The sequence below is a fragment of the Salinivibrio sp. PR5 genome (assembly GCF_001996085.1).
Taxonomy (GTDB): domain Bacteria; phylum Pseudomonadota; class Gammaproteobacteria; order Enterobacterales; family Vibrionaceae; genus Salinivibrio; species Salinivibrio proteolyticus.
This window is the reverse complement of the sequence record NZ_MUFK01000001.1, coordinates 299,744-322,913: the sequence shown is the minus strand read 5'-3', so window position 1 is coordinate 322,913 and position 23,170 is coordinate 299,744. Positions and strand designations below refer to the sequence as shown.

The 23,170-nt window shown below is 50.7% G+C and carries 19 protein-coding genes and 4 tRNA genes; 16 read left to right on the top strand and 7 right to left on the bottom strand.

Annotated features, from left to right (window positions below; translation table 11 throughout):
* The first annotated feature begins 373 nt into the window (after positions 1-373).
* The 7 genes from gltB (at position 374) to BZG82_RS01430 (ending at position 10,173) form a co-directional block, all read left to right on the top strand.
* Positions 374-4,840, top strand: coding sequence for a glutamate synthase large subunit (gene gltB / locus BZG82_RS01460; RefSeq protein WP_077765000.1), 4,467 nt, complete (start codon positions 374-376; stop codon positions 4,838-4,840).
* 11 nt (positions 4,841-4,851) lie between these two features.
* A complete protein-coding gene (locus BZG82_RS01455) occupies positions 4,852-6,264 on the top strand; it encodes an FAD-dependent oxidoreductase (RefSeq protein WP_077480005.1) in 1,413 nt (470 codons plus the stop codon).
* Between the two features lie 100 nt (positions 6,265-6,364).
* Positions 6,365-7,057 (top strand): 5'-methylthioadenosine/S-adenosylhomocysteine nucleosidase, encoded by a 693-nt coding sequence (gene mtnN / locus BZG82_RS01450; protein ID WP_077480006.1) that lies wholly within the window; start codon positions 6,365-6,367, stop codon positions 7,055-7,057.
* A gap of 21 nt (positions 7,058-7,078) precedes the next feature.
* A complete protein-coding gene (locus BZG82_RS01445; RefSeq protein WP_077764999.1) occupies positions 7,079-8,056 on the top strand; it encodes a cobalamin biosynthesis protein in 978 nt (325 codons plus the stop codon).
* A gap of 12 nt (positions 8,057-8,068) precedes the next feature.
* The gene (btuF, locus tag BZG82_RS01440; protein WP_077764998.1) at positions 8,069-8,905 is read left to right on the top strand and encodes a vitamin B12 ABC transporter substrate-binding protein BtuF; all 837 of its coding nucleotides are present in this window, start codon (positions 8,069-8,071) and stop codon (positions 8,903-8,905) included.
* Positions 8,906-8,925: 20 nt separating this feature from the next.
* Positions 8,926-9,537, top strand: coding sequence for a TRIC cation channel family protein (locus BZG82_RS01435; protein ID WP_077662391.1), 612 nt, complete (start codon positions 8,926-8,928; stop codon positions 9,535-9,537).
* Positions 9,538-9,612: 75 nt separating this feature from the next.
* Positions 9,613-10,173, top strand: coding sequence for a flavodoxin family protein (locus BZG82_RS01430; RefSeq protein ID WP_077764997.1), 561 nt, complete (start codon positions 9,613-9,615; stop codon positions 10,171-10,173).
* Between the two features lie 96 nt (positions 10,174-10,269).
* On the opposite strand, the gene tyrS is transcribed toward BZG82_RS01430, so the two are convergent.
* Complete coding sequence (tyrS, locus tag BZG82_RS01425; RefSeq protein WP_069588464.1) at positions 10,270-11,457, bottom strand: tyrosine--tRNA ligase; 1,188 nt, start codon at positions 11,455-11,457, stop codon at positions 10,270-10,272.
* Positions 11,458-11,701: 244 nt separating this feature from the next.
* On the opposite strand from tyrS, the gene BZG82_RS01420 reads away from it, so the two are divergent.
* Complete coding sequence (locus tag BZG82_RS01420) at positions 11,702-13,027, top strand: peptidoglycan DD-metalloendopeptidase family protein (protein WP_077764996.1); 1,326 nt, start codon at positions 11,702-11,704, stop codon at positions 13,025-13,027.
* An 89-nt stretch (positions 13,028-13,116) separates the two neighbouring features.
* Here BZG82_RS01420 and erpA read toward each other — a convergent pair whose 3' ends face one another.
* On the bottom strand, positions 13,117-13,458 hold the full coding sequence (erpA, locus tag BZG82_RS01415; RefSeq protein ID WP_069588460.1) for an iron-sulfur cluster insertion protein ErpA: 342 nt from the start codon (positions 13,456-13,458) through the stop codon (positions 13,117-13,119).
* Positions 13,459-13,672: 214 nt separating this feature from the next.
* On the opposite strand from erpA, the gene hemL reads away from it, so the two are divergent.
* The gene (gene hemL / locus BZG82_RS01410; protein WP_077662313.1) at positions 13,673-14,965 is read left to right on the top strand and encodes a glutamate-1-semialdehyde 2,1-aminomutase; all 1,293 of its coding nucleotides are present in this window, start codon (positions 13,673-13,675) and stop codon (positions 14,963-14,965) included.
* Between the two features lie 115 nt (positions 14,966-15,080).
* Here hemL and glsB read toward each other — a convergent pair whose 3' ends face one another.
* Entirely contained in the window at positions 15,081-16,001 is a 921-nt protein-coding gene (glsB, locus tag BZG82_RS01405) for a glutaminase B (RefSeq protein ID WP_077662392.1), read from the bottom strand.
* A gap of 94 nt (positions 16,002-16,095) precedes the next feature.
* Positions 16,096-16,812 carry a tRNA (guanosine(46)-N7)-methyltransferase TrmB gene (gene trmB, locus BZG82_RS01400; RefSeq protein ID WP_077478993.1) on the bottom strand — a complete coding sequence of 239 codons (717 nt, stop codon included), beginning with the start codon at positions 16,810-16,812 and terminating at the stop codon, positions 16,096-16,098.
* 206 nt (positions 16,813-17,018) lie between these two features.
* Between trmB and mutY the strand changes: the two genes are divergently transcribed.
* The 7 genes from mutY to BZG82_RS01365 all read left to right on the top strand — a co-directional run bounded on the left by mutY (position 17,019) and on the right by BZG82_RS01365 (position 20,113).
* A complete protein-coding gene (gene mutY, locus BZG82_RS01395) occupies positions 17,019-18,107 on the top strand; it encodes an A/G-specific adenine glycosylase (protein WP_077662314.1) in 1,089 nt (362 codons plus the stop codon).
* Positions 18,104-18,382, top strand: a complete 279-nt coding sequence (locus BZG82_RS01390) for an oxidative damage protection protein (RefSeq protein ID WP_077478991.1) — start codon at positions 18,104-18,106, stop codon at positions 18,380-18,382. The genes mutY and BZG82_RS01390 overlap by 4 nt, the downstream gene beginning before the upstream one ends.
* A gap of 97 nt (positions 18,383-18,479) precedes the next feature.
* Complete coding sequence (mltC, locus tag BZG82_RS01385; RefSeq protein WP_077764995.1) at positions 18,480-19,622, top strand: membrane-bound lytic murein transglycosylase MltC; 1,143 nt, start codon at positions 18,480-18,482, stop codon at positions 19,620-19,622.
* Between the two features lie 136 nt (positions 19,623-19,758).
* Positions 19,759-19,834 (top strand) — tRNA-Phe (locus BZG82_RS01380).
* A gap of 45 nt (positions 19,835-19,879) precedes the next feature.
* Positions 19,880-19,955 (top strand) — tRNA-Thr (locus BZG82_RS01375).
* Between the two features lie 2 nt (positions 19,956-19,957).
* A tRNA-Phe gene (locus BZG82_RS01370) sits at positions 19,958-20,033 on the top strand.
* 4 nt (positions 20,034-20,037) lie between these two features.
* Positions 20,038-20,113: transfer RNA gene (locus BZG82_RS01365), tRNA-Asn, on the top strand.
* 103 nt (positions 20,114-20,216) lie between these two features.
* On the opposite strand, the gene BZG82_RS01360 is transcribed toward BZG82_RS01365, so the two are convergent.
* Genes BZG82_RS01360 through BZG82_RS16705 form a run of 3 tightly spaced genes read right to left on the bottom strand, consistent with a single transcriptional unit; the run spans position 20,217 to position 22,913 of the window.
* Positions 20,217-21,908 carry an ATP-binding SpoIIE family protein phosphatase gene (locus BZG82_RS01360; RefSeq protein WP_077764994.1) on the bottom strand — a complete coding sequence of 564 codons (1,692 nt, stop codon included), beginning with the start codon at positions 21,906-21,908 and terminating at the stop codon, positions 20,217-20,219.
* A 7-nt stretch (positions 21,909-21,915) separates the two neighbouring features.
* Entirely contained in the window at positions 21,916-22,215 is a 300-nt protein-coding gene (locus BZG82_RS01355; RefSeq protein WP_077478988.1) for an STAS domain-containing protein, read from the bottom strand.
* Positions 22,216-22,223: 8 nt separating this feature from the next.
* Positions 22,224-22,913 (bottom strand): methyl-accepting chemotaxis protein, encoded by a 690-nt coding sequence (locus tag BZG82_RS16705; RefSeq protein WP_420876433.1) that lies wholly within the window; start codon positions 22,911-22,913, stop codon positions 22,224-22,226.
* Positions 22,914-23,170: the final 257 nt, after the last annotated feature.

Sequence of the window (23,170 nt, the reverse complement as noted above, 5' to 3'; positions counted from 1 at the left end):
TTATTTAACAAAACAGCATAAACGCGAATAGCTATTATTCCCGAAAAAATTGGCACAAAACCTGAAAATATCAGGTGTTTAATTGACATCACACCAAGCTTCATGGTGCATAAAGGCTGCATAATAAAATTTGACCTTTAACTGCTTTGCCGTTAATTTGAAAGGTCGCTGAATAGCGCTTTCTGGATACGGCAGGCTAGGCATCGCGTTGAAAATCAGTAATTTAATTACTTACAAGCACGCGATTTTCCCGTTAAAAAAACACAACATAACGGGTGAGCTGTCACAGTCCTAGACGCTTTCAGAGTGGTCAGGAGGATCACGACAATAAATGCAATCACTGCGAGTGACGCAGTAGCAAGGGAGAATTGCAATGTCGCTGTACAACCCAATGTTGGAAAAGGATAACTGTGGTTTTGGTTTGATCGCCCATCAAGAAGGTGAGCCCAGCCACAAGTTGGTTCGTACCGCCATTTCCGCACTTGATCGCATGACCCATCGCGGAGGGATTAACTCCGATGGTAAAACCGGGGACGGTTGTGGGTTATTGCTCCAAAAGCCCGACCGTTTCTTTCGCCTTATTGCCGAACAAAACCAATGGAACCTGAGCCGTTTGTATGCGGTGGGAATGCTGTTCCTGAGCACAGATCCGGTGAAGGCGCAGCGCGCCCGCGCGGTGTTTGAACAAGAAATTGGGGCCGAAACACTCTCCGTGGTTGGTTGGCGTACGGTACCAACCAACCCTGACGTGCTGGGTGAAATCGCCAAGCAGTCACTCCCCGTTATCGAACAAGTCTTTATTAACGGCCCGGCCGGTTGGCGCGCACGCGATTTAGAACGTCGCCTGTATATTGCGCGCCGCCGCGCAGAGAAAGCGTTAGCTGACGACACAGATTTCTACATTACCAGTCTGTCGACCCAAACCATCGTCTACAAAGGCTTGTGTATGCCGGCAGATTTGCCGCGCTTTTACACCGATTTGGCCGATTTACGCCTCGAGTCTTCGATCTGTTTATTCCACCAGCGTTTTAGTACTAACACGCAACCACGCTGGCCGCTCGCTCAACCGTTTCGTTACCTTGCCCACAATGGTGAAATCAACACCATTGAAGGTAACCGCCAATGGGCACGCACACGGGCATACAAATTTAACTCGCCCTTATTGCCAGACCTCCATCAGGCCGCACCTTTTGTCAATGAATCAGGGTCGGATTCATCGAGCCTAGATAACATGCTTGAGGTATTTTTGTCCGGTGGCATGGATCTCTTCCGCGCCATGCGTCTACTTGTGCCGCCCGCTTGGCAAAACCATCCGGATATGGATGATGAGCTGCGTGCATTCTATGACTTTAACTCCATGCACATGGAGCCATGGGATGGCCCTGCCGGTATTGTGATGTCTGACGGCCGTTATGCAGCTTGTAATCTCGACCGCAACGGCTTACGCCCTGCGCGTTATGTGGTCACTAAAGATAAATTCATCACCCTCGCCTCTGAAATTGGCATTTGGGATTACGCGCCTGATGAGGTCGCTGAAAAAGGGCGTGTTGGCCCGGGTGAACTGCTGGTGATCGATACCCGAGAAGGCAAAATTTGGCACTCAGCGGAAATCGATAATGAACTGAAAAGTCGCCACCCCTATCGGGAATGGCTCGATGCTCACGTGCGTCGCTTGACCCCGTTTGAAGAACTTGATGATGATGCCAGCGAAGGCAGCCGGAGCTTGCAAGACACCCAACTGAAGGTTTACCAAAAGCTGTTTGGGATGTCGAACGAGGAAGTCGAGCAAGTCGTCAAGGTGCTCGGGGATATCGGTCAAGAAGCGACCGGTTCGATGGGCGATGATACGCCAATGGCAGTATTATCTTCTCGTCCCCGCTGTGTCAGTGACTACTTCCGTCAGAAGTTTGCTCAGGTTACCAACCCACCCATTGATCCCTTGCGTGAAAACCACGTGATGTCACTGGCCACCTGTATCGGCCGGGAAATGAACGTCTTCTGCGAGACTGATGGCCACGCTGAGCGCGTCGCGTTTAAATCGCCAGTGCTCTTGTTCTCAGACATGGTGCAGTTACTCGAGCTCGACGATACCTATTATCGCAACAGCATTCTCGATATTAACTACGATCCGAACGAGAAAGATCTGCAGCAGGCCATCTTAGATCTTTGCGATCAAGCCGAGCGCTGCGTGCGCGATGGCACGGTACTGGTAGTCCTGTCTGATCGCAGTATCAATAAAGACAAACTCCCTATCCCTGCCGCTATGGCAGTCGGGGCGGTGCAAAAGCGTCTGGTCCGCGAAAACTTGCGCTGTGATGCCAACATCATCATTGAAACCGGGAGTGCACGTGATCCGCACCAATTTGCCGTATTACTCGGCTTTGGTGCCACGGCTATCTACCCATACCTCGCCTACGAAACACTAGCCAATCAAGTCGACATTGGCGCAATCAAAAAGCCCTATCGCGATGTGATGGTGAATTTTAGAAATGGCATCAACAAGGGCCTATTTAAAATCATGTCAAAAATGGGGATCTCGACCATTGCCTCTTACCGCTGTTCGCAGCTGTTTGAAGCGGTCGGCCTGCATGACGATGTGGTAGAGCTTTGCTTTAAAGGTGTCGCAAGCCGCATTCAAGGGGCGAACTTTGATGACTTCCAGCAAGACTTAGTCAACCTTTCACGTCGTGCTTGGATTAAACGTAAGCCGCTAGAGCATGGTGGGTTACTCAAATACGTCCACGATGGCGAGTATCATGCTTACAACCCAGATGTAGTAAAAAATCTGCAAAGTGCAGTGCGCTCTGGGGAAGCAATGGACTACAAAACCTACGCGAAAACGGTGAATGAACGTCCGGTGGCAACCTTGCGCGACCTAATGCGTTTGAAAAAAGCCGACACACCATTACCGCTTGAACGCATTGAGCCCGCCACCGAGCTATTTAAACGCTTTGATTCCGCGGCCATGTCCATAGGTGCTTTGAGCCCTGAAGCGCACGAAGCGTTAGCCATTGCGATGAACCGCCTTGGCGGCCACTCGAACTCCGGTGAAGGGGGTGAAGACCCACGCCGTTTCAATAGCGAGCGTAACTCCAAAATCAAGCAAATTGCATCGGGCCGTTTTGGGGTCACTCCCCACTACCTCACCAATGCCGATGTGCTGCAAATCAAAGTGGCACAAGGGGCGAAACCCGGTGAAGGCGGACAATTGCCCGGCCATAAAGTCACGGCCGAGATCGCCAAATTGCGTTTCTCAGTCCCCGGTGTCACCTTGATTTCGCCACCGCCACACCATGATATCTACTCGATTGAAGACTTGGCGCAGCTGATTTTTGATTTAAAGCAGGTCAACCCAAGCGCATTGGTATCGGTCAAACTGGTCTCCGAACCGGGCGTAGGCACTATTGCTACTGGTGTGGCAAAAGCCTATGCCGACCTGATCACCATTTCAGGGTATGACGGCGGCACGGGGGCAAGCCCATTGACCTCCGTGAAATACGCCGGTAGCCCTTGGGAATTAGGCCTCGCCGAAACCCAGCAAGCCCTCGTGGAAAATGGCTTACGCCACAAAATTCGCTTACAGGTCGATGGCGGCCTCAAAACCGGCCTCGATATTGTAAAGGCCGCTATTTTAGGTGCAGAGAGCTTCGGCTTTGGCACCGCGCCTATGGTGGCTTTGGGCTGTAAATACTTACGTATTTGCCACCTGAATAACTGTGCAACCGGTGTGGCGACCCAAGATGACACGCTTCGTCGCGACTACTTTAAAGGCTTACCTGAGCAGGTGATGAACTTCTTTAAAGGCTTAGGTGAAGAAGTTCGCGAGCTGCTCGCCGAGCTTGGTGTCGAAAAGCTCACCGATCTCATTGGCCGAACGGACTTGCTGGAAGCAGTTGATGGCTTTACCGCCAAGCAGCTAAAACTCGACTTGAGCCATATTCTCGAGGCGCCCACACCCTGGCCGGGCAAAACCTTATATTGCAGTGAGCCCAATACGCCTTTTGATAATGCACCGCTCAACCAAGCCTTGCTCAGTGAGCTAGGGGAGGCGATTGACGCTAACCGACGAGCCAGCATCTACAAATCGGTACGCAATACCGACCGTTCAGTCGGTGCTAGCCTCTCTGGCGCGATTGCAAAACGCTATGGCAACACAGGCATGGCAGCTAACCCTCTGGATATTCAATTGCAAGGTACAGCGGGTCAATCTCTCGGGGTGTGGAATGCAGCAGGGGTTAATATCACCCTTGTCGGCGATGCCAATGACTATGTCGGCAAAGGGATGAGTGGCGGTGAAATCGTGATCCGTCCGCCTGTGGGATCCGCCTTTGCCAGTCATGAGTCCACCATCATGGGCAATACCTGCCTGTATGGTGCCACTGGTGGCAAGCTGTTTGCGGCAGGGAAAGCGGGCGAACGGTTCGCCGTACGTAACTCAGGGGCCCATGCGATCGTCGAAGGCGCGGGAGATAACGCCTGTGAGTATATGACGGGCGGTATCGTCGCGATTTTAGGTCGCACTGGCGTCAACTTTGGCGCTGGAATGACCGGCGGCTTTGCCTATGTGCTCGATGAGGAAGGCGATTTTAACCGCCGCATCAATCCAGAGTTGGTCGAAGCGCTGTCGCTAGAATCTCTGGCCATTCATCAAGAGCACTTACGCGGACTGATCGCGCAACATTTAGAGCTGACAGGTTCAGATCGTGCGCAACAACTGCTGGCTGATTTTGACCAATGGGTACACCGCTTCTATCTGGTCAAACCTAAAGCCGCTGATGTCAGCACCTTATTAGGCCACCAGAGTCGCAGCGCTGCCGAGCTGCGAGTTCAGGCGCAGTAAAGGAGGGATCCATGAGCCAGAACGTATATCAGTTTATCGATGTGCAGCGTATCGACCCGCGAAAAAAGCCGATTGATACCCGCAAAATAGAGTTCGTGGAAATCTACGAGCCGTTCACCGAAAAAGAAGCGTCGGCACAAGCCGATCGCTGCTTAGATTGCGGTAACCCATATTGTGAGTGGAAATGCCCTGTACATAACTACATTCCACAATGGCTAAAGCTGGCCAATGAGGGACGCATCTTAGAGGCCGTTGAGCTATCGCACCAAACCAATAGCCTGCCTGAGGTCTGTGGTCGAGTGTGTCCGCAAGACCGGCTTTGCGAAGGTGACTGTACGCTCAATGATGACTTTGGCGCTGTGACCATTGGTAATGTCGAAAAGTACATCACCGATAAAGCGTTTGAAATGGGCTGGAAGCCCGACATGTCACATGTTGAGTGGACAGATAAAAAAGTGGCCGTAATCGGTGCCGGCCCTGCTGGGCTTGCGTGTGCCGATGTGTTGGTGCGCAATGGCGTCAAACCGGTGGTATTTGACCGCTATCCGGAAATTGGTGGCTTGCTCACTTTCGGGATCCCGTCATTCAAACTGGAAAAAGAGGTGATGCGTAACCGCCAACGGATTTTCACCGAAATGGGCGTGGAGTTTCGTCTCAACACCGAAGTCGGTAAAGATGTGGCCATGCAAACCTTGATTGATGAGTTTGATGCGGTCTTCCTCGGCGTCGGGACGTACAAGTACATGCGTGCTGGTCTTGCCAACGAGGACGCACCCGGTGTGTTTGATGCACTGCCATTTTTAGTCTCCAACACCTACAAAGTGATGGAACTGAAGAACGCGCCACCCTTCATCGATATGGCAGGTAAGCGAGTGGTGGTCCTTGGGGGCGGGGATACGGCGATGGACTGTGTCCGTACCTCCATTCGTCAACAAGCCGCCAGTGTCACTTGTGCCTACCGTCGTGACGAAGCGAATATGCCCGGCTCGCGCCGCGAGGTGAAAAACGCGCGTGAGGAAGGCGTGAACTTTATGTTCAATCTTCAGCCGCTTGGCATTGAAGTCGATGAAAACGGCAACGTGCGCGGGGTTACCGTGGTAAAAACCCAGCTCGGTGAGCCTGATGCTGCCGGTCGCCGCCGCCCAGAACCGATTGAGGGCAGTGAGCATGTGCTAGAAGCAGACGCCGTGATCATGGCGTTCGGTTTCCAGCCCCATGCCATGGAATGGCTGGAGCCCTATGATGTAGCCCTTGACGAGCGTGGCCGCATCAAAGCGCCAGCCAACGGGGACATCTTATATCAAACCACCAACCCGAAAATTTTTGCCGGTGGTGATGCAGTGCGCGGGTCAGATTTAGTGGTCACCGCCATTGATGAAGGGCGGAAAGCGGCCGAAGGGATCATGGACTACCTCGAAGTCTGATCCTCTCCCACCCCGACTGAATAGAAGTGCCTCAAAGGAGGCACTTTTTTATTGCCTCATGTACACTAACCCCATTCTATGTGCTAACAGGATCATCAAGATGAAAATCGGCATTATTGGCGCTATGGAGCAGGAAATTACCCTGCTGCGTGATAAGCTCGCGAACCTTACCACTCATCACGAAGGAGGCTGCACCTTCTACACCGGCACACTACAGGGCCGTGATGTGGTATTGCTCCAATCAGGCATTGGTAAAGTATCGGCAGCGGTCGGCACCACCTTGTTACTGTCACAGTTTAAGCCAGATTGCGTGATTAACACCGGATCAGCCGGCGCTTTTGAACCCTCATTAAACCTCGGTGACGTGGTTATTTCCTCGCAAGTGTGTTACCACGACGCGGATGCAACCGCATTTGGCTACCAGATGGGTCAAGTTCCTCAGCAACCGGCTCACTTTGACTCCGACGACGCACTGATGGCACTGGCCGAGAAAGCCATTGATGACGAGACACACGTGGTACGCGGGTTAATCTGCACCGCCGATACCTTTGTGCACACCGATGCACACCGTCAACACATTCGCACCCACTTCCCTAAAGCGGTAGCAGCAGAGATGGAAGCGGCGGCGATTGCACAAGTGTGCGCCCAGTTTAAGATCCCGTTTGTGGTCGTGCGCGCCATCTCTGATGTGGTCGCAGAAAAAGAGTCACCGATGACATTTGAAGAATTTCTGCCGCTGGCAGCGAAAAGCTCGTCCGCCATGGTTGAAAAAATGGTTGCGCTTTTCGACTAACCCTTCGAACGATTATCATGGATGAACCTTGCCATTATGGATGTACTGCTTAACCCGCAATATTGGCTGACTATGGCCGCCAACCACCCAAGCTTCTGGGCGCTGTGGTTGGCGCTATTAATCCATTGGTTACTCCCCTTATCCGCCAATTATTCTCCGTTTCAGTATTGGCAACAGTACGCGCTCATTTTAGCCGACCAAGTCAACCAAACGACCGACCCGAAGCGGCAGAGAAAGCTCGCAGGGGGGCTGGCACTGGCACTCATGTGTGGCACGCTGGCGATCTTGCTGATTGCCACTCGAGAGCTGGTCTGGTTTCGCCCTTTATTTGATGCGCTACTGCTGTGGCTTGCCCTCGATTGGCGCAATATTGATACGTTTTCCCAAGCATTTGCCGATGCCATTGAACAACACGACAAAGGGACAGCACGCGCACTTTTGGCCAACCGCGTCAACCGAGAAACTGAATCTTTATCGATTGTCGGTCTGGGTAAGGCAGGCGCAGAAACGATATTGCTTGGCACCGCACGTCATGCCGCCTGTGTGATTTTTTATTTTGTGCTGTTTGGTGGTGTCGGCGCGCTGCTGTATGCCAGCTTAGTCCGTCTCGCGCGCGTATGGTCGCCGAGCCGTCTCACCTTCTACCCATTTGGCTTAGCGGTCGCACGTCTCCTCAACGGACTCGATTACATTCCTATGCGTCTATTTGCCCTCTTGTTCGCACTGGGTCGTTCCCCACTCACGCACCTTAAAGCGTGTTGGCAACAGGGACAGCGCTGGCGCACGCCGGGGCCGGGCTGGCTATTGGCCTGCGCCAGTAGCCGCTTTCAGCTCTCCCTCGGAGGCCCTGCCATTTATCAAGGCACCAAAACATTGCGCACAAAAATCGGCAGTGGCGTGACACCGGCGTGCTACCACCTTTTGTTATTACGTCAAAAACTCAGAGTGAGCATGCTCATTTGGATCGCCTTTAGCGCGTTATGCTTGCTCATCGTGTAAGGATTAAAAAACATGCTCGGTCTCTCTCCTCGCGGCGTCGGACTTTTGGTTGCCGCTTTTCTCTTTACCACGGCCGCTTATGCACACCCTGCCCCACCTCGTGTGATCAGTCTGGCGCCTCATGCCACTGAGCTCGCTTACGCTGCAGGCCTCGGTGAACAACTCGTCGCCGCCAGCGCGTACAGTGATTATCCCGAGGAGGCAAAAACGCTGGAACGCGTATCGAACTATCGGGGCATCAAACTGGAGCGTATTGTGGCGCTTAAGCCCGACTTAATCTTGGCGTGGCGTGGCGGCAACCCACCTAAACCACTGGAAACATTGGCGCAACTGGGCATTGAAATCCGCTATCTTGATGTCGAAAAACTCGACGACATCAGCCGCTTTATTCGCGAACTAGGCCGTTATGGCCGCCACCCCAAAATCGCCAAGAAAAATGCAGCCGTTTTCGACCAAAAACTGCATGCACTGCATACCCGCTATCAAGATGCGACGTCGGTACCTTACTTTTATTTATTAAGTGGCGCGCCACTGATGACAGCCAGTGATCACGCTTGGCCAAGCCAGCTTTTTAGGCTATGTGGCGGCGAAAACATTTTTGCCGATAGCCCCGCGGCTTATCCGCAAGTGAATATGGAGCAAGTGATCACCCGCAAACCGCACACTGTGTTTTATACCGGTGGTGAACTGCCTGCCAGCTGGCAAAGTATGAAAGACTTACTCCCCAGCCTTGCTCAGCACTATGCGTTTCAATTAAACCCAGACTGGCTAACACGAGCAACGCCCCGTGCGTTGCAGGCTGCAACCCAAATCTGTGAGGCACTTGATACGGTGCGCCGCGCAACCTAGGACCCATGATGACCCAAACCATGATTTTGTATTTATTTGATTTATTTGGCACGGCAGTATTTGCCATCTCTGGTGTACTCATGGCTGGCCGTTTACGGATGGACCCTTTTGGCGTCGTGGTCCTTGCCTGCGCCACCGCGATTGGGGGCGGAACGGTACGCGATATGGCGATGGGAGCAACGCCCGTGTTTTGGATCAGTGACACACTATATATTTGGGTGATCCTTGCCACCTGTGTTGCCACCATGCTGCTTATTCGCCACCCCCGCCGACTCCCTTGGTACGTATTACCCTGCGCCGACGCCGTCGGTTTAGCCGTCTTCGTCGGCATCGGTGTCGATAAAGCGTTAAGCTATGGGACTTCACCACTGGTCGCGGTAATCATGGGCGTTATTACCGCGTGTGGGGGCGGCATTATTCGTGATGTGTTGGCCAGAGAAGTGCCCATGGTGCTGAGAACCGAGGTTTATGCCACCGCATGTATTGCCGGCGGGATCGTTCATACTCTCGCGGTTGAAGTGGGGCCAGATGCCGTCACCGCCTCAATCGCAGGCATGGTCACCACCTTGCTGATCCGCTTAGCGGCGATTCGCTGGCATTTATCCTTGCCACCCTTTGCCCTTGATCGTTAAGCATAAAAGATTGGGGGTTGAAAGTTCGCGCCTCTACCCTAAGGACTGTTAGACAGCCACCAGCAAGGAGCCACAATGTTACGTATTGCGATCATTTATCATTCGGTCAGTGACCATACACACGCACTCGCTACCACGATTGCAGAAGGGATCCAAGCTGGCGATGCCGATCCCCTCGTCTATCGTATTGAGCCTGATGTGATTAAACATGGCCGTTTTATCGACCAAAAGGTCTTTACTCAGCTTAAAGATGTGGATGCGATTATTTTTGGTGCACCCACCTACATGGGCGGGCCAAGCGCACAATTTAAAGCGTTTGCCGATGCATCCAGCCCAACGTGGGAGCACCAAGATTGGCGGGGTAAGCTAGCCGCCGGGTTTACGGTAGGAAGCCAAACGGGAGGAGACCAATCAGCCACCCTCAGCTACTTCCAAACGTTAGCCAGTCAACACGATATGCTATGGCTGAGCTTAGGTCGTGCCAATATCGGGGTCGAAAACATCAATCCAACCGGCACGACACATGGCGTCACCGCCCATGAAACCGGAGAAGGACTGAGTGAAGCCTGCTTACAAACCGCCTTCTATCTGGGCCAACACATGGTTCGCGCCTTGAAAGGGGTGTGGCACACTTAATTGCCTCTTATGCCGAGCATGATGCGCATCAGGATCATACAGGTATAAAAAAAAGCCCTCGCATACATGGCGAGGGCTTGTCGATTCAATGGATAATTAGCTGAGCGTCACCCGAGCAAACTTACGTTTACCCACTTGGTAAACGGCTTCGCCTGCCGCAGGCACCAGCTTAGTATCTTCGACTTTTTCACCGTCAATTTTCACCGCGCCTTGACGGATCATACGCAGCGCATCTGAGGTTGAGCTGACCAAACCGGCATCTTTCAAAAGGTTACCAATCGCAATGCCTTGCTCAAAGCTAAAGCTTGGCATCTCGTCAGGCATCGCCCCTTTTTGGAAACGATTGATAAAGGTCTGCTCGGCCGCATCCGCATCCGCGTCTGAGTGGAAACGCGCGATGATCTCTTTCGCTAGCAAGATTTTAATGTCACGTGGGTTTTTGCCCGCTTCAACATCTTTCTTGAACTGAGTCACTTCCTCGAGAGGACGGAATGACAACAGCTCGTAGTAATCCCACATCAAATCGTCAGAGATAGACATGATCTTACCGAACATATCATCCGGACGTTCGCTCACACCGATGTAGTTATGGGCGGACTTGGACATTTTCTTCACGCCATCCAGCCCCACCAGCAGCGGCATGGTCATAACAACTTGCGGTTTCTGTCCGGCTTGCTTTTGTAGCTCACGCCCCATCAGCAGGTTAAACTTCTGATCCGTACCGCCCAGCTCTACGTCTGCTTCCAGCGCGACAGAGTCATGCCCTTGTAGCAGCGGATAGATAAATTCGTGGATCGCAATGGGTTGGTTGCTGCTGTAACGCTTTTTAAAATCATCACGCTCCAGCATACGGGCCACGGTTGAGCTCGCCGCAAGGCGGATCATGCCATCAGTACCCAACTCACCAAGCCACGTCGAGTTGAACTCAATGCGGGTTTTAGCCGGATCGAGAATTTTAAACACTTGCTCTTTGTAGGTTTCTGCGTTTTGCAACACTTGCTCACGCGTCAACGGTGGACGGGTAGTGTTTTTACCACTCGGATCACCGACCATGCCGGTATAGTCTCCGATCAAGAAGATGACTTCATGGCCGAGCTCCTGAAACGCGCGCAGCTTATTTAGGATCACTGTGTGCCCAAGGTGGATATCCGGTGCCGTCGGATCTGCACCCAATTTAATACGCAGAGGACGATCTTCTTTAAGCTTGGCAACCAGCTCGTCTTCAGGGATTACTTCATCAACGCCACGTTTTAGTTCTGCTAGCGCGGCTTCCAGGCTCGCCATAGTCTCTCGCTCCTACAAAATAGGCAAAAATGTGATAAACCGACATACTACTCGAATAGCGACAGTTTTTGAAACCAGTTAGACTTATAGCCAGTGTGCAAGGTGTGCACAGTGGCTGCCGGCAACAGATGTTTGTGGCCTTTGTGTTAACCGTGTCAAATTATTATCAGGGCATCATCCCCAATAAACCGATTGGGAATCTGACTGTCATATTTTGTATTCGCAGTGATTCAACATAGTTTTCATGCCGTTAAAAAAACTCGCAGCTTTACCTAAATTACATAAACTCACGATAGGTGCACTGAGCGCGTTCGTGGTATTACTCATCCTTGTCCCTGATGGCGCAAGCACGTCACGCCCTGAACCTAACTTTGAACTTGGCAAACATTACCCCTTACCCGTCGATGCCGTCTCTCTGCTGCCGCCTGAAGGTGAAATGCCAGCGCAGTTTAAACGCCATATCAACTGGCAAAGTTATGAAGTCCAGCATGGTGAAAGCATGGCCTTGCTGTTTAATCGCGCTGGTTTGAGTCCAACCACACTCTATCGTCTGGTTAACGCTGATGAAGGCACCAAAAGCTTGGCCTATCTCAAGCCAGGAGATGAAGTGCGTTTGGGCGTTGATGAAAGCGGTGAACTGGTGCAACTCATTCAGCCACGCGGCACCAATGAAACCCTGATCGTGAGCAAGGTCGATGACAAATATCAGTCACGCATCGAGACAAAAAACATTGATACACAACTGAACTTTGCCCGCGCTACCATCAAATCAAATTTCTGGCAGGCCGCTACCGATGCAGGGTTAGATCCGAATCAGATTATGCAGCTTGCCGGGATTTTTGGCTGGGACGTAGATTTTGCACTCGATATTCGAGAAGGCGATAGCTTCTCTGTGCTGTATGAAGAAGAGTTTGTTGAAGGTGAACATATTGGGAGTGGCAACATCTTAGCTGCCACCTTTACCAACCGAGGAGATACATTCACCGCAGTACGTGCCAAGAATGGCAAGTATTACACCCCCACGGGCAAAGCGATGAAAAAAGCCTTCTTGCGCTCTCCTGTGAACTTCCGTTATGTCAGTTCGAACTTTAACCCGCGTCGCTTACACCCAGTGACAGGACGCGTAAAGCCGCACCGGGGGACGGATTATGTCGCTCCGGTTGGCACCCCTATCAAAGCCGCGGGGGATGGCGTGGTCATGAAAGCCTCATACAACCGCTTTAATGGCAACTATGTGTTTATCCGCCACAGCTCAACCTATATCACCAAGTATCTGCACTTAACTAAACGTAAAGTGAAAACCGGTCAACGGGTCAAACAAGGGGATATCATTGGCACCTTGGGCGCTACAGGCCGGGTAACAGGGGCGCACCTGCACTATGAGTTTTTGGTGAATGGTGTCCATAAAAACCCGCGTACGGTGCAGTTACCCGAAGCTAAATCACTGCAAGGGCAAGAAAAACAAGCCTTTGTACGCCTCGCCGAGTCACGCATGGCGCAGCTGAGTAAGTTTAATCAACTGCTTGCCTCAGTCGGGCCGCTCAGCTATCACGCCAATAACGGCGGGTAACCAGCGGCACATAAACACAAACGGCGCCTGTCGGCGCCGTTTGTGTTTGATAGTCAATAACTATCCGCTATGAACGTCTCGAGAACCCGTTATACGCTAAAGGATGCGCCACACCCACACGTCGTGGTCGCATTCGGGTTATTAACAAAGAAACGTGAGCCTTCTAGCCCTTCGGTATAGTCCACCACACCGCCCATTAGGTATTGTAAGCTCATGGGGTCAACCACTAACTTCACGCCGCTTTTTTCGATTTCCATATCGCCTTCATTCACGTTTTCGTCGAAGGTAAAGCCATATTGAAAGCCGCTGCAGCCACCACCTGTAATGTAAACACGCAGTTTCAGATTTGGGTTTTCTTCTTCCTGAATCAGCGTTTTAACCTTAGTCGCCGCTGCTTCTGAGAACTCTAACGGCAAAGGTGCATCGCTCATTGTTACCTCACATGCTCATCGTGCTTAGCGTTGAATTATCTAATACCTGAGTAAAGTGTTCAAGTATTACCCGATTGATCGAGGGTGTGATCAGTACGTATAAATTGCCACTCAGGGGTCAATCAAATCATACTCCATCTCGCCAGTGATCCGTATCTTTGGTTAAAATGCCCCAACGCAATTTAGGCTTACGCCTTACATAACAGGATATGTCATGACCAAATCAGCACAACTTTTCCAACAAGCAAGACGCACCATTCCAGGTGGCGTGAATTCTCCCGTACGTGCTTTTGCCGGCGTCGGCGGCGACCCTGTCTTTATGGAGCGCGCCGATGGCGCTTATATTTTCGATGCCGACGGTAAAGCCTACATTGATTTCGTCGGCTCATGGGGCCCGATGATCTTGGGTCACAATCATGCTGCTATTCGTGAGGCTGTGATTGATGCCGCTCATCGTGGCCTAAGTTTTGGCGCCCCGACAGAAAGTGAAATCACATTATCAGAATTAGTGGCAGAGCTGGTGCCGTCGATGGAAATGGTCCGCATGGTCAACTCAGGGACAGAAGCGACCATGAGTGCGATTCGTTTGGCTCGCGGCTTTACCAAGCGGGATAAGTTCATCAAATTTGAGGGGAACTATCACGGTCACGGTGACTGCCTGTTGGTTAAAGCAGGCTCTGGCGCTCTCACCTTGGGTGAGCCTAACTCACCGGGGGTGCCTGCTGACTTTGCGAAACACACGCTGACATGTACCTACAATGACCTCGATTCTGTCCGTCAGACCTTTGAAACCTATCCAGACGATATCGCCTGTATCATCGTTGAGCCTGTATCAGGGAACATGAACTGCGTCCCGCCACAGCCAGGCTTTTTGGAAGGACTACGCGCCCTGTGCGACGAGTTTGGCGCTCTGCTGATCTTTGATGAGGTGATGACCGGTTTTCGCGTGGCACTCGGCGGCGCTCAAGCCTACTACGGTGTGAAACCCGATCTCACCACTCTGGGTAAAATCATCGGGGGTGGTATGCCTGTGGGAGCGTTTGGTGGTCGTCGCGATGTAATGGAGTATATCGCGCCGACTGGCCCAGTCTATCAAGCCGGTACCCTTGCCGGTAACCCTGTGGCTATGGCGGCGGGCCTCGCCTGTCTCAGCGAATTGCGTCAGCCAGGCAACCATGATTATCTGGACAGTATAACCAAGCAATTGGCCGATGGCTTTAAAGCCCTTGCGGACAAACACGGTATTGCACTGACCACCAACCAAGCCGGTGCAATGTTCGGTTTCTTCTTCACCGATAACGACACGGTCACATGTTTTAAAGACGTGCAGCAATGTGATACAGAACGCTTTAAGCGCTTTTTCCACTTAATGCTAGAGCAAGGTGTCTATCTTGCACCGTCCGCTTATGAAGCCTGCTTTACGTGCTTAGCGCACGGGCAAAAAGAGATCGACGCTACCTTGTCGGCGGCCGATCATGCCTTTGCTACCCTAGCCGCTGAGGCATAAGCATGCGCAACCTTGGATGATATCTGTGGTTGAGTCGCAATCAAAAAGCCCCGCCTGATCTCGCGGGGCTTTTTTCACTTTCGCTGATGGTGTTAGTCCTCATCACCGCCAAAAACTAGAATATCGAGCGCCCAATTCTTGCTGATAAGAGCTCAAGGGCAGCCGTTCCTGCCAACGAGTTGCCAGAAGGGTCAAGCTCAGGCGACCATACTGCAATCGACATTTCACCGGGAACGACCGCAATAATGCCGCCGCCCACGCCGGATTTGCCCGGCATCCCAACACGGTAGGCAAATTCACCCGCACCATCATACAAGCCACACGTAGCCAGTAGCGCATTCAATTGTTTGCTCTGGGTTTTGGTGAGGATCGCGCGCGCCCGCCCCAACGGCTTACCCTGATTGGCAAGATAGAAAAACGCTTTCGCCAAGTCCACACAACTCATTTTCAACGCACAGTAGTGAAAATAGTTGGTTAGTACCGGCACGACCTCGTTTTCAAAATTGCCAAATGCTCGCATCAAATAGGCGATTGCGGCATTGCGATCACTGTGCTGCATTTCCGAGTCCGCGACCACTTTGTCGTAGCAAATATGAGGGTTTGCAGCGAGTGCGCGAACAAACTCTAACATCCGCTGGCGCGGTGCCGATTGGCGTGTATGCAGCATGTCACTGACCACCAGTGCCCCTGCATTGATAAATGGATTACGCGGGATACCTTGTTCCATCTCAAGCTGAATAAGCGAATTAAAGGCTTGTCCAGATGGCTCTTTGCCAACACGTGCCCAAATCTCATCCGCTTTGTAATTTTGCATCGCAAGGGTCAGGCTCAACACCTTGGAGATCGATTGAATCGAAAAGGCTTCATCCGCATCTCCGGCGCGAATAATCTCACCGTCGTTGTAACACACCGCCATGCCTAGCTTGTGATTCGGCACATCAGCCAGTGCGGGAATATAATCGGCAACTTTGCCTTTGCCGATCAGCGGACGCACATCATCCAGGATGTCAGATAATAATTGAGAACTGGGTTTCACTTGCTTGCTCCCTTTACAGCTTGGGACAAAAAAGCCAACCCAAGGTTGGCTTTCAGTGCGCATCGAACAGTGGCGCCAACAAGGCGTCAATCAATCACGCCGTGCGTGTGTACTTAATATCCCACACACCATGACCGAGCCGATGACCTCGTTGCTCAAATTTGGTGAGCGGACGATCGTCAGGGCGCGGAACATAATACCCCTCTTCGGCGATATTTTGATAGTGTGGCGCAGCTTCCATCACTTCAATCATATGCTCGGCATAGTTTTCCCAGTCCGTTGCCATATGGAACACACCACCGACTTTAAGCTTATCGCGTACCATTTCAGCAAACGGGAGCTGAACAATACGGCGCTTATGGTGACGCTTTTTGTGCCACGGGTCCGGGAAGAAGAGTTGCACCGTATCCAAGCTTTCTTTCGGCAGCATTTGTTCAAACACTTCCACCGCATCATGGCACATCACACGAAGGTTAGTCACACCGGCCTCACGCGCCGCCATCAAGCATGCACCCACACCCGGGGTGTGTACTTCAATGCCAATAAAGTTTTTCTCTGGCGCGTTTTTCGCCATTTCAACCAAGGACGCCCCCATACCAAAGCCAATCTCTAACACCACAGGATTGTCATTGCCAAACACCTGCTGCCAATCCAATTCAGTGGCATCAAAATCAATACCCATGGTTGGCCAGCATTCATTCAGCGCTTGTTCTTGGCCTTTAGTTAACCGGCCTTCGCGACGCACAAAGCTGCGAATTTTGCGAATGACTTTTCCATCCTCGGTGAGTTCGGTTTTAGTGACTTCAGTCATGATTGTATGCCTGTGATGCAGTGATTGGGACTCAATGGTTCGCGCAAGACCCAAGATTGTTGGAAATCTAAACGGACTGCGCATTATGCAAAGTTTTCACGCCAGCGCAAGTTGGGATCAAGTGATCCTATTGGTGATCCCTGTCGTTAGTGTACCCTGTGCCCTGCATCCGTGCACGTGTGAGCAAAACAATAAGAGAGATCGCAGTGAGTCAATCCTTTTCAGACGCCATCTTGGCATGGTACGACCAATATGGGCGTAAAACCTTGCCGTGGCAGCAAAACAAGACGCCTTATAAAGTCTGGCTAAGTGAAATCATGCTTCAGCAGACACAAGTCAGTACGGTTATTCCTTATTTTGAGCGCTTTATGGCGCGCTTCCCGACCGTGACGGACTTGGCGAACGCAGATCAAGACGAAGTTCTCCATTTGTGGACAGGGCTTGGCTACTACGCGCGAGCACGCAACTTACACAAGGCCGCAAAGGTAATTGCCGAGCAATACGACGGCGTTTTTCCTACCACCTTAGAGGCCGTGATGGCCTTACCCGGAGTGGGGCGTTCCACCGCAGGTGCGGTACTTTCCCTATCGCTTAAACAGCCACATCCCATACTCGACGGCAATGTAAAACGCACACTCGCGCGTTGCTTTGCCATCGAAGGATGGCCGGGTAAAAAACCGGTTGAAAACAAGCTTTGGGCGTTGGCTGAAACACTGACACCCACAACAGACACGGATAAGTACAATCAAGCCATGATGGATATGGGCGCCATGATCTGTACCCGCAGCAAGCCGAAATGCGAACTTTGCCCCGTCGCAGAGCGGTGTGAAGCGCGTGCGCAAGGACGCCAACTCGATTTTCCCGGAAAAAAACCGAAAAAAACGCTACCCGTAAAACAAACCAGTTTTTTACTGATTCAGTATCAAGACGAAATCTGGCTAGAGCAGCGCCCACCCAGTGGCCTTTGGGGGGGACTATGGTGTTTACCCCAAGCTGACGAGCAACACGCAGAGCAAGCAATTCAAGAGAAGTTACAAGGCCTAGTGCCGCTACGCACCGAAGTGTTAACCGCGTTTCGCCATACCTTTAGCCACTTTCACTTAGATATTGTGCCGATCAGTGTCACGGTGTCGCAACGCCCTCAAATCATCATGGAAGCCAATCAAGGGCTTTGGTATAACTTGTCACAACCCGCAAAAGTTGGATTGGCGGCCCCAGTGAAAAAGCTGTTAACCTTGCTTAATCACGAACGCCAACGCCCCCAAACAGGCGATAATGAGGAACCTAGATTATGAGCCGTACCGTATTTTGCCAACGCCTCCAGAAAGAAGCTGATGGCCTTGATTTTCAACTCTATCCCGGTGAGCTGGGCAAGCGTATTTACGATAACATCTCAAAAGAAGCGTGGGCTGAGTGGCAGAAAAAGCAAACCATGCTCATCAATGAGAAAAAACTCAACATGATGGATCCCGAGCACCGTAAATTGATCGAGGCTGAGATGGTGAAATTCCTTTTCGAAGGCCAAGACGTGCAGATCGATGGTTACGTACCACCGGAAGACAGCCAATAATACGCACTGCCCCACAAGCAGATTGCGTTATCACTGCAAATCACCCGCATTGTGTTAGGCTAAATGCGGGTGTTTTTTTATGCTAACGCGATGAAAGATGACGCGATTACTCTGTTTACTGATTTGCTGTCTAAGTTTACTGATCACAGGTTGTAGCCGCGAAAGCGTCGAGCAGTACGTGGGCGTCAGCTATAAAACGACCAACCGATTTGCGAAAAATCTTGCCCCTCTCCCCGGTCAATTTGAAAAAGACATTGACGCGCTCAACCAATTAATCGGTCAGTTTACTGGCAACATTGAAGTGCGCTGGGGTGAGAATCAAGTCTTTGTGTCTGGCAAACGTGACTACGTTAAATACACAGATAACTATAAAAGTCGGGCTCGGATTGATTTTGAACGCGGTGTTATTCAAGTTGAAACCGTCGCCACAGATAATCCAAAATCGCATTTAAAACAGGCCATTATCACCACTCTGCTAACACCTCAAGACCCTGCCTCTGTCGATCTTTACTCGGCGGCTGAGGTGCCACTCGAAGGTCGCCCCTTTTTGGAAGGACAAGTGGTGGACCACGAAGGTAAAGCCATTAGCTGGCAATGGCGCGCAAATCGCTTTGCCGAATACTTACTCGACCACCGTCTGAAGAAAAAACAAGTCCGTTTTCAGAATATGTATTACGTCACCATCCCCATGGTAAGTGACCACGTCGCGAAGCGAAGTTATCAGTATGCTGATATCGTCCGTCGTGCCGCCAAGCGCTATGATATTTCAGAACAGCTTATCTATGCGATTATCAAAACAGAAAGCAGCTTCAACCCCTATGCGGTAAGCTGGGCGAATGCTTACGGGCTAATGCAAGTTGTCCCCAAAACCGCAGGACGAGATGTGTTTAAATTGGTGAAAAAGCGTCGTGGCCAGCCCACCCCGCAATACCTTTTTGATCCAGAGAAAAATATTGATACTGGCACTGCGTATTTCTACATTCTTAAAAACCGGTATCTTAAAGCCGTACGCGATCCACTCTCTTTGCACTACAGTATGATTTCCGCCTACAACGGTGGGACGGGAAATGTGCTACGAACCTTTGACCGCAATCGTGATCGTGCCATGCGAGACTTAAATAGCCTAAAACCTAATCAGGTGTTTTGGGCGCTCACCCATCGCCACCCTTCTTCGGAGTCTCGGCGCTACCTACAAAAGGTAACGCGTTACCAAAAAGAGTTTGCGAACTTACCCCGATAATACCTCGTGAAACCCTGAAAATTGTGCACTTTTATGGCATTTCGCTGTCTTTTTATCCAAACGACACGATTATCGCACTTTTTTCAAAAAAACAGTTGACGGTGAGGCGGAAAATCCGTTTAATAGCGCCCCGTTGGCCCGGATAGCTCAGTCGGTAGAGCAGGGGATTGAAAATCCCCGTGTCGGTGGTTCGATTCCGCCTCCGGGCACCATATAATGAAATAATGGTGTGACACACAGTATTTCGCGATTTGTGTGCCGGCTTAGCTCAGTTGGTAGAGCAACTGACTTGTAATCAGTAGGTCGCCAGTTCGACTCCGGCAGCCGGCACCATTGCCTCGATAGCTCAGTTGGTAGAGCAGGGGATTGAAAATCCCCGTGTCGGTGGTTCGATTCCGCCTCGAGGCACCATTATTCCCCCATAGTTCAGTTGGTAGAACGGCGGACTGTTAATCCGTATGTCACTGGTTCGAGTCCAGTTGGGGGAGCCAATTTTAAAGAAAACGCTAGCCGAAAGGTTGGCGTTTTTTTTGTTTGGCTAGTGCCAAATATGTCGCTGGGCTAGGCGCCCCACTCCAGCATCAGCTCTGTTCGTTACGCTTGTCCATTATTAAGCTTAAAAACCGCTTCAACGGCTCGGCCTTGATCACTGTAGCTAAACTGCTCGCATATCGATTTAATCAGCGTAATCCCTCTTCCAGACAAGCTCTCCGCATCATGGTTGGTGTCTCGGATTTGACGCTCATAATCAAAGCCTTTCCCTGAGTGTGCCATCTTTAAAACAAAGCGCTGCACCTTGGGCTGAAAGTCTAACTCCAACTCAATGTAATGATCGCCACTTAATGTATCGAGTTTTTCTTGCCGCGATTGGTAGTAGTTAAAAAAGCCATCTACATCGTTTTTCGATACGGACTCTAAACCCAAAATGCCATAATCGAGGGCATTATTGAGAAGCTCTGATATCACGGTGCAAATTAAATCAAGATCAGTACTTTCCCCTACAATCCCTTTCACTCGGCTTCGCAAGTCAGCAATTAAATCTGCTTTCTTTAGCAACTCGGTATCAAAGCGAATCTGAGTACGCGATGGCACCATCGAGTAAGGTTGTAGCGATACCTCGTGATCTTCTCTTATTGGGCAAACAATGGGAAAAGAAAGCTCTAACATGGAAATATCATCTGTCACCCCAGCATCACCGGCGAAGGCCGAAAGTGTGCGCTTCACTTGCTCAATTAAGCTCCCCTGACAACCACTGATTGCCCGAACAAGCCCGATTTCAGAAAGCTGCTTATCAGACTGATTTCTCGCTTCAATCACACCATCTGTGGCTAAAAATAAACGCTGCCCTTCCCTGAACTGTAACCGCGTAATAGTCGCATCAAAGCTTGCCCTATCTTGCGCCCCTAACGCCATGTGTCGGCCGTGATGGGTTTCTAATACTTGCCCATATTGATCAAGGCTGTACGCATCCGGCATTCCACCACTCCACATATTCACGGTTAGTCCATCCGGCATCACCTCCAAAACCGAACCAGCGAGCATAGTGCCAACCGGCATAAAATTTCGTAGGTGCGCATTTATTTCACTGGCAATATCGCCCACCGGTAATCCTCGTTGAGCAGTTGTGATAAATGTTTTCACTGCTGGAATAGTGCTTATTGCAGCCGGAAGTCCATGCCCTGTAGCATCAGCAATCAGGATATATACCCCCCCCAAAGGCCTGGGTAATATCATGGTGACATCACCATTAAACAGGCTGTACGAGCCTGAGTAACTATTAATCCCTAATACACCCGACAAACTGAATGACATCAAACGCTCAAAGATTTGACTTGCCATCGCGTGCTCATAGACGGTGGCCTCTTGAAATTGTTTCAGCTGGTCGCGTTGGAAGGTGACTTCGCGGAACAGACAAGTGTGTCGAAAGTGAGTACGAACTTTAACAATCAGAGTCGCAACATCCACTGGCTTACTCAAAAAATCATCACCGTATTGCATACAACTTGCGTAAATGTCTTGGTCATCCACACCAGTTAAAAAAATAATCGGGAGCAACTTTTGCGGGAAACGCCTGCGTATTTCCTGCGCCATGTTAAAGCCATCGAGCTTGGGCATATTGACATCAGAGATAATCAAGTCCGGAAACATTTCAAACGAGATCGACTCCAACAATTGAAGCGCCTCGCTACCATTCATCGCCATGCTAATATTATCAGCTTCATTTTTTAAAGCAGCGGCAATGTAGTGCACCAACGCCGGCTCATCATCCACAACCAACACATTCATAGGAGGCTCACTCTATTTTGAATTTTTTCTCAAACTTAGCGATGAATAACACTCGCTTAATCGCATCCGGACAGTTGATTAGCCGAATCGAACCATCACGTTTATTTAGATAATCTTGCATGTTCAATAGAATGCCGAGCCCCGCACTATCCATATAGGTCGATTCTCGGAGATCAACAATGACTTCTTGGCTTGTAAGATCCGCGTATGCCTCTCGAATCTCTTGCACTAAGGTAAAGTTGAACTCGCCTTTTACGTGCAAGATCACCTGTTTTCCGTCCCTTTGATCTTCGCGTCGAATTCTCATTATCACCTCTAAAATAATTCAATTTCCCCTTCATCGAGGGATTGCTGTTTAGCAGGTGCACGTTTGGCAGAGCCTGCTTTTTCTTCAATTTCATTGACCTTTTCATTTAACGCATGCCAGTCAATATCCTTTTCCGACATGGTTTCAATAATTAATGCGTTTAACTCTTCCAATATATGCAGGTTGTCGAGTATGTGCCCGCCTTGTTGCGTAATGATGTCGGCAAATTGAAGGTTCTTAATGCACGAGCCGATTTCTTGCTGAACCTGCTCCCCCAGCATGGATACCCGCTCTATTTCTTGGCCAACTTTGTCGTTGACCGACTTCACCCCTTCCAGTAATGAGTCAATGTATTCTTTCGAGCGAATCGATTCAGTCATATCTAACGAGGCGATTTCACCCACGGTATGTTTGGTTTTATCGACACTTTCTTGGGCGAGATCGATATGTTTGTGGATTTCAGTATTAAGATCTGTCGCCTTAATCGCGAGCGAGCGCACCTCTTGGGCGACGACCGCAAAACTGCGGCCGTTTTCGCCGGCGCGCGCCGCTTCTATCGCCGCGTTCAATGCCAGTAAGTTAGTTTGATCGGACATCGCTTGTACATCATCCAACAGCTCAAACACCTCATTGAGTTTGCTCGACATTTCTTCAATGGTATAAATTGATGACACACTCTTATCACTGACCTTAACCATAATGTCGATATATGCATCGATCGCACGCTCGGTTTCGGGTAGTACTTTGGTCAGGCTGTACTCGCTTTCTTCATTGTGCAGCAATTCATTGGCCATACTGGTTGCGGTCGCAACTTGATCCTGACAAGCACTTTGCATACTAAAGAAGCTCCCATTGAGGCTTTCAACTGACGCATCAATCACCTCACGTTGACGTGCTAGCTGCTCTCGAATTGGCACCAACTCAATCGATAGAATATGGTGGATACGGCGGAGAA

Bases quoted from the DNA above. Each gene is read 5' to 3' on its own strand.
- gltB (WP_077765000.1), top strand. From the start codon at position 374: ATGTCGCTGTACAACCCAATGTTGGAAAAGGATAACTGTGGTTTTGGT.
- trmB (WP_077478993.1), bottom strand. From the start codon at position 16,812: ATGACTGAAGTCACTAAAACCGAACTCACCGAGGATGGAAAAGTCATT.
- BZG82_RS01355 (WP_077478988.1), bottom strand. From the start codon at position 22,215: ATGAGAATTCGACGCGAAGATCAAAGGGACGGAAAACAGGTGATCTTG.
- btuF (WP_077764998.1), top strand. From the start codon at position 8,069: ATGCTCGGTCTCTCTCCTCGCGGCGTCGGACTTTTGGTTGCCGCTTTT.
- BZG82_RS01435 (WP_077662391.1), top strand. From the start codon at position 8,926: ATGATTTTGTATTTATTTGATTTATTTGGCACGGCAGTATTTGCCATC.
- BZG82_RS01430 (WP_077764997.1), top strand. From the start codon at position 9,613: ATGTTACGTATTGCGATCATTTATCATTCGGTCAGTGACCATACACAC.
- mltC (WP_077764995.1), top strand. From the start codon at position 18,480: ATGACGCGATTACTCTGTTTACTGATTTGCTGTCTAAGTTTACTGATC.
- BZG82_RS01390 (WP_077478991.1), top strand. From the start codon at position 18,104: ATGAGCCGTACCGTATTTTGCCAACGCCTCCAGAAAGAAGCTGATGGC.
- BZG82_RS01420 (WP_077764996.1), top strand. From the start codon at position 11,702: ATGCCGTTAAAAAAACTCGCAGCTTTACCTAAATTACATAAACTCACG.
- erpA (WP_069588460.1), bottom strand. From the start codon at position 13,458: ATGAGCGATGCACCTTTGCCGTTAGAGTTCTCAGAAGCAGCGGCGACT.
- BZG82_RS01360 (WP_077764994.1), bottom strand. From the start codon at position 21,908: ATGAATGTGTTGGTTGTGGATGATGAGCCGGCGTTGGTGCACTACATT.
- hemL (WP_077662313.1), top strand. From the start codon at position 13,673: ATGACCAAATCAGCACAACTTTTCCAACAAGCAAGACGCACCATTCCA.
- BZG82_RS16705 (WP_420876433.1), bottom strand. From the start codon at position 22,913: ATGGTTAAGGTCAGTGATAAGAGTGTGTCATCAATTTATACCATTGAA.
- mtnN (WP_077480006.1), top strand. From the start codon at position 6,365: ATGAAAATCGGCATTATTGGCGCTATGGAGCAGGAAATTACCCTGCTG.
- BZG82_RS01445 (WP_077764999.1), top strand. From the start codon at position 7,079: ATGAACCTTGCCATTATGGATGTACTGCTTAACCCGCAATATTGGCTG.
- tyrS (WP_069588464.1), bottom strand. From the start codon at position 11,457: ATGGCGAGCCTGGAAGCCGCGCTAGCAGAACTAAAACGTGGCGTTGAT.
- BZG82_RS01455 (WP_077480005.1), top strand. From the start codon at position 4,852: ATGAGCCAGAACGTATATCAGTTTATCGATGTGCAGCGTATCGACCCG.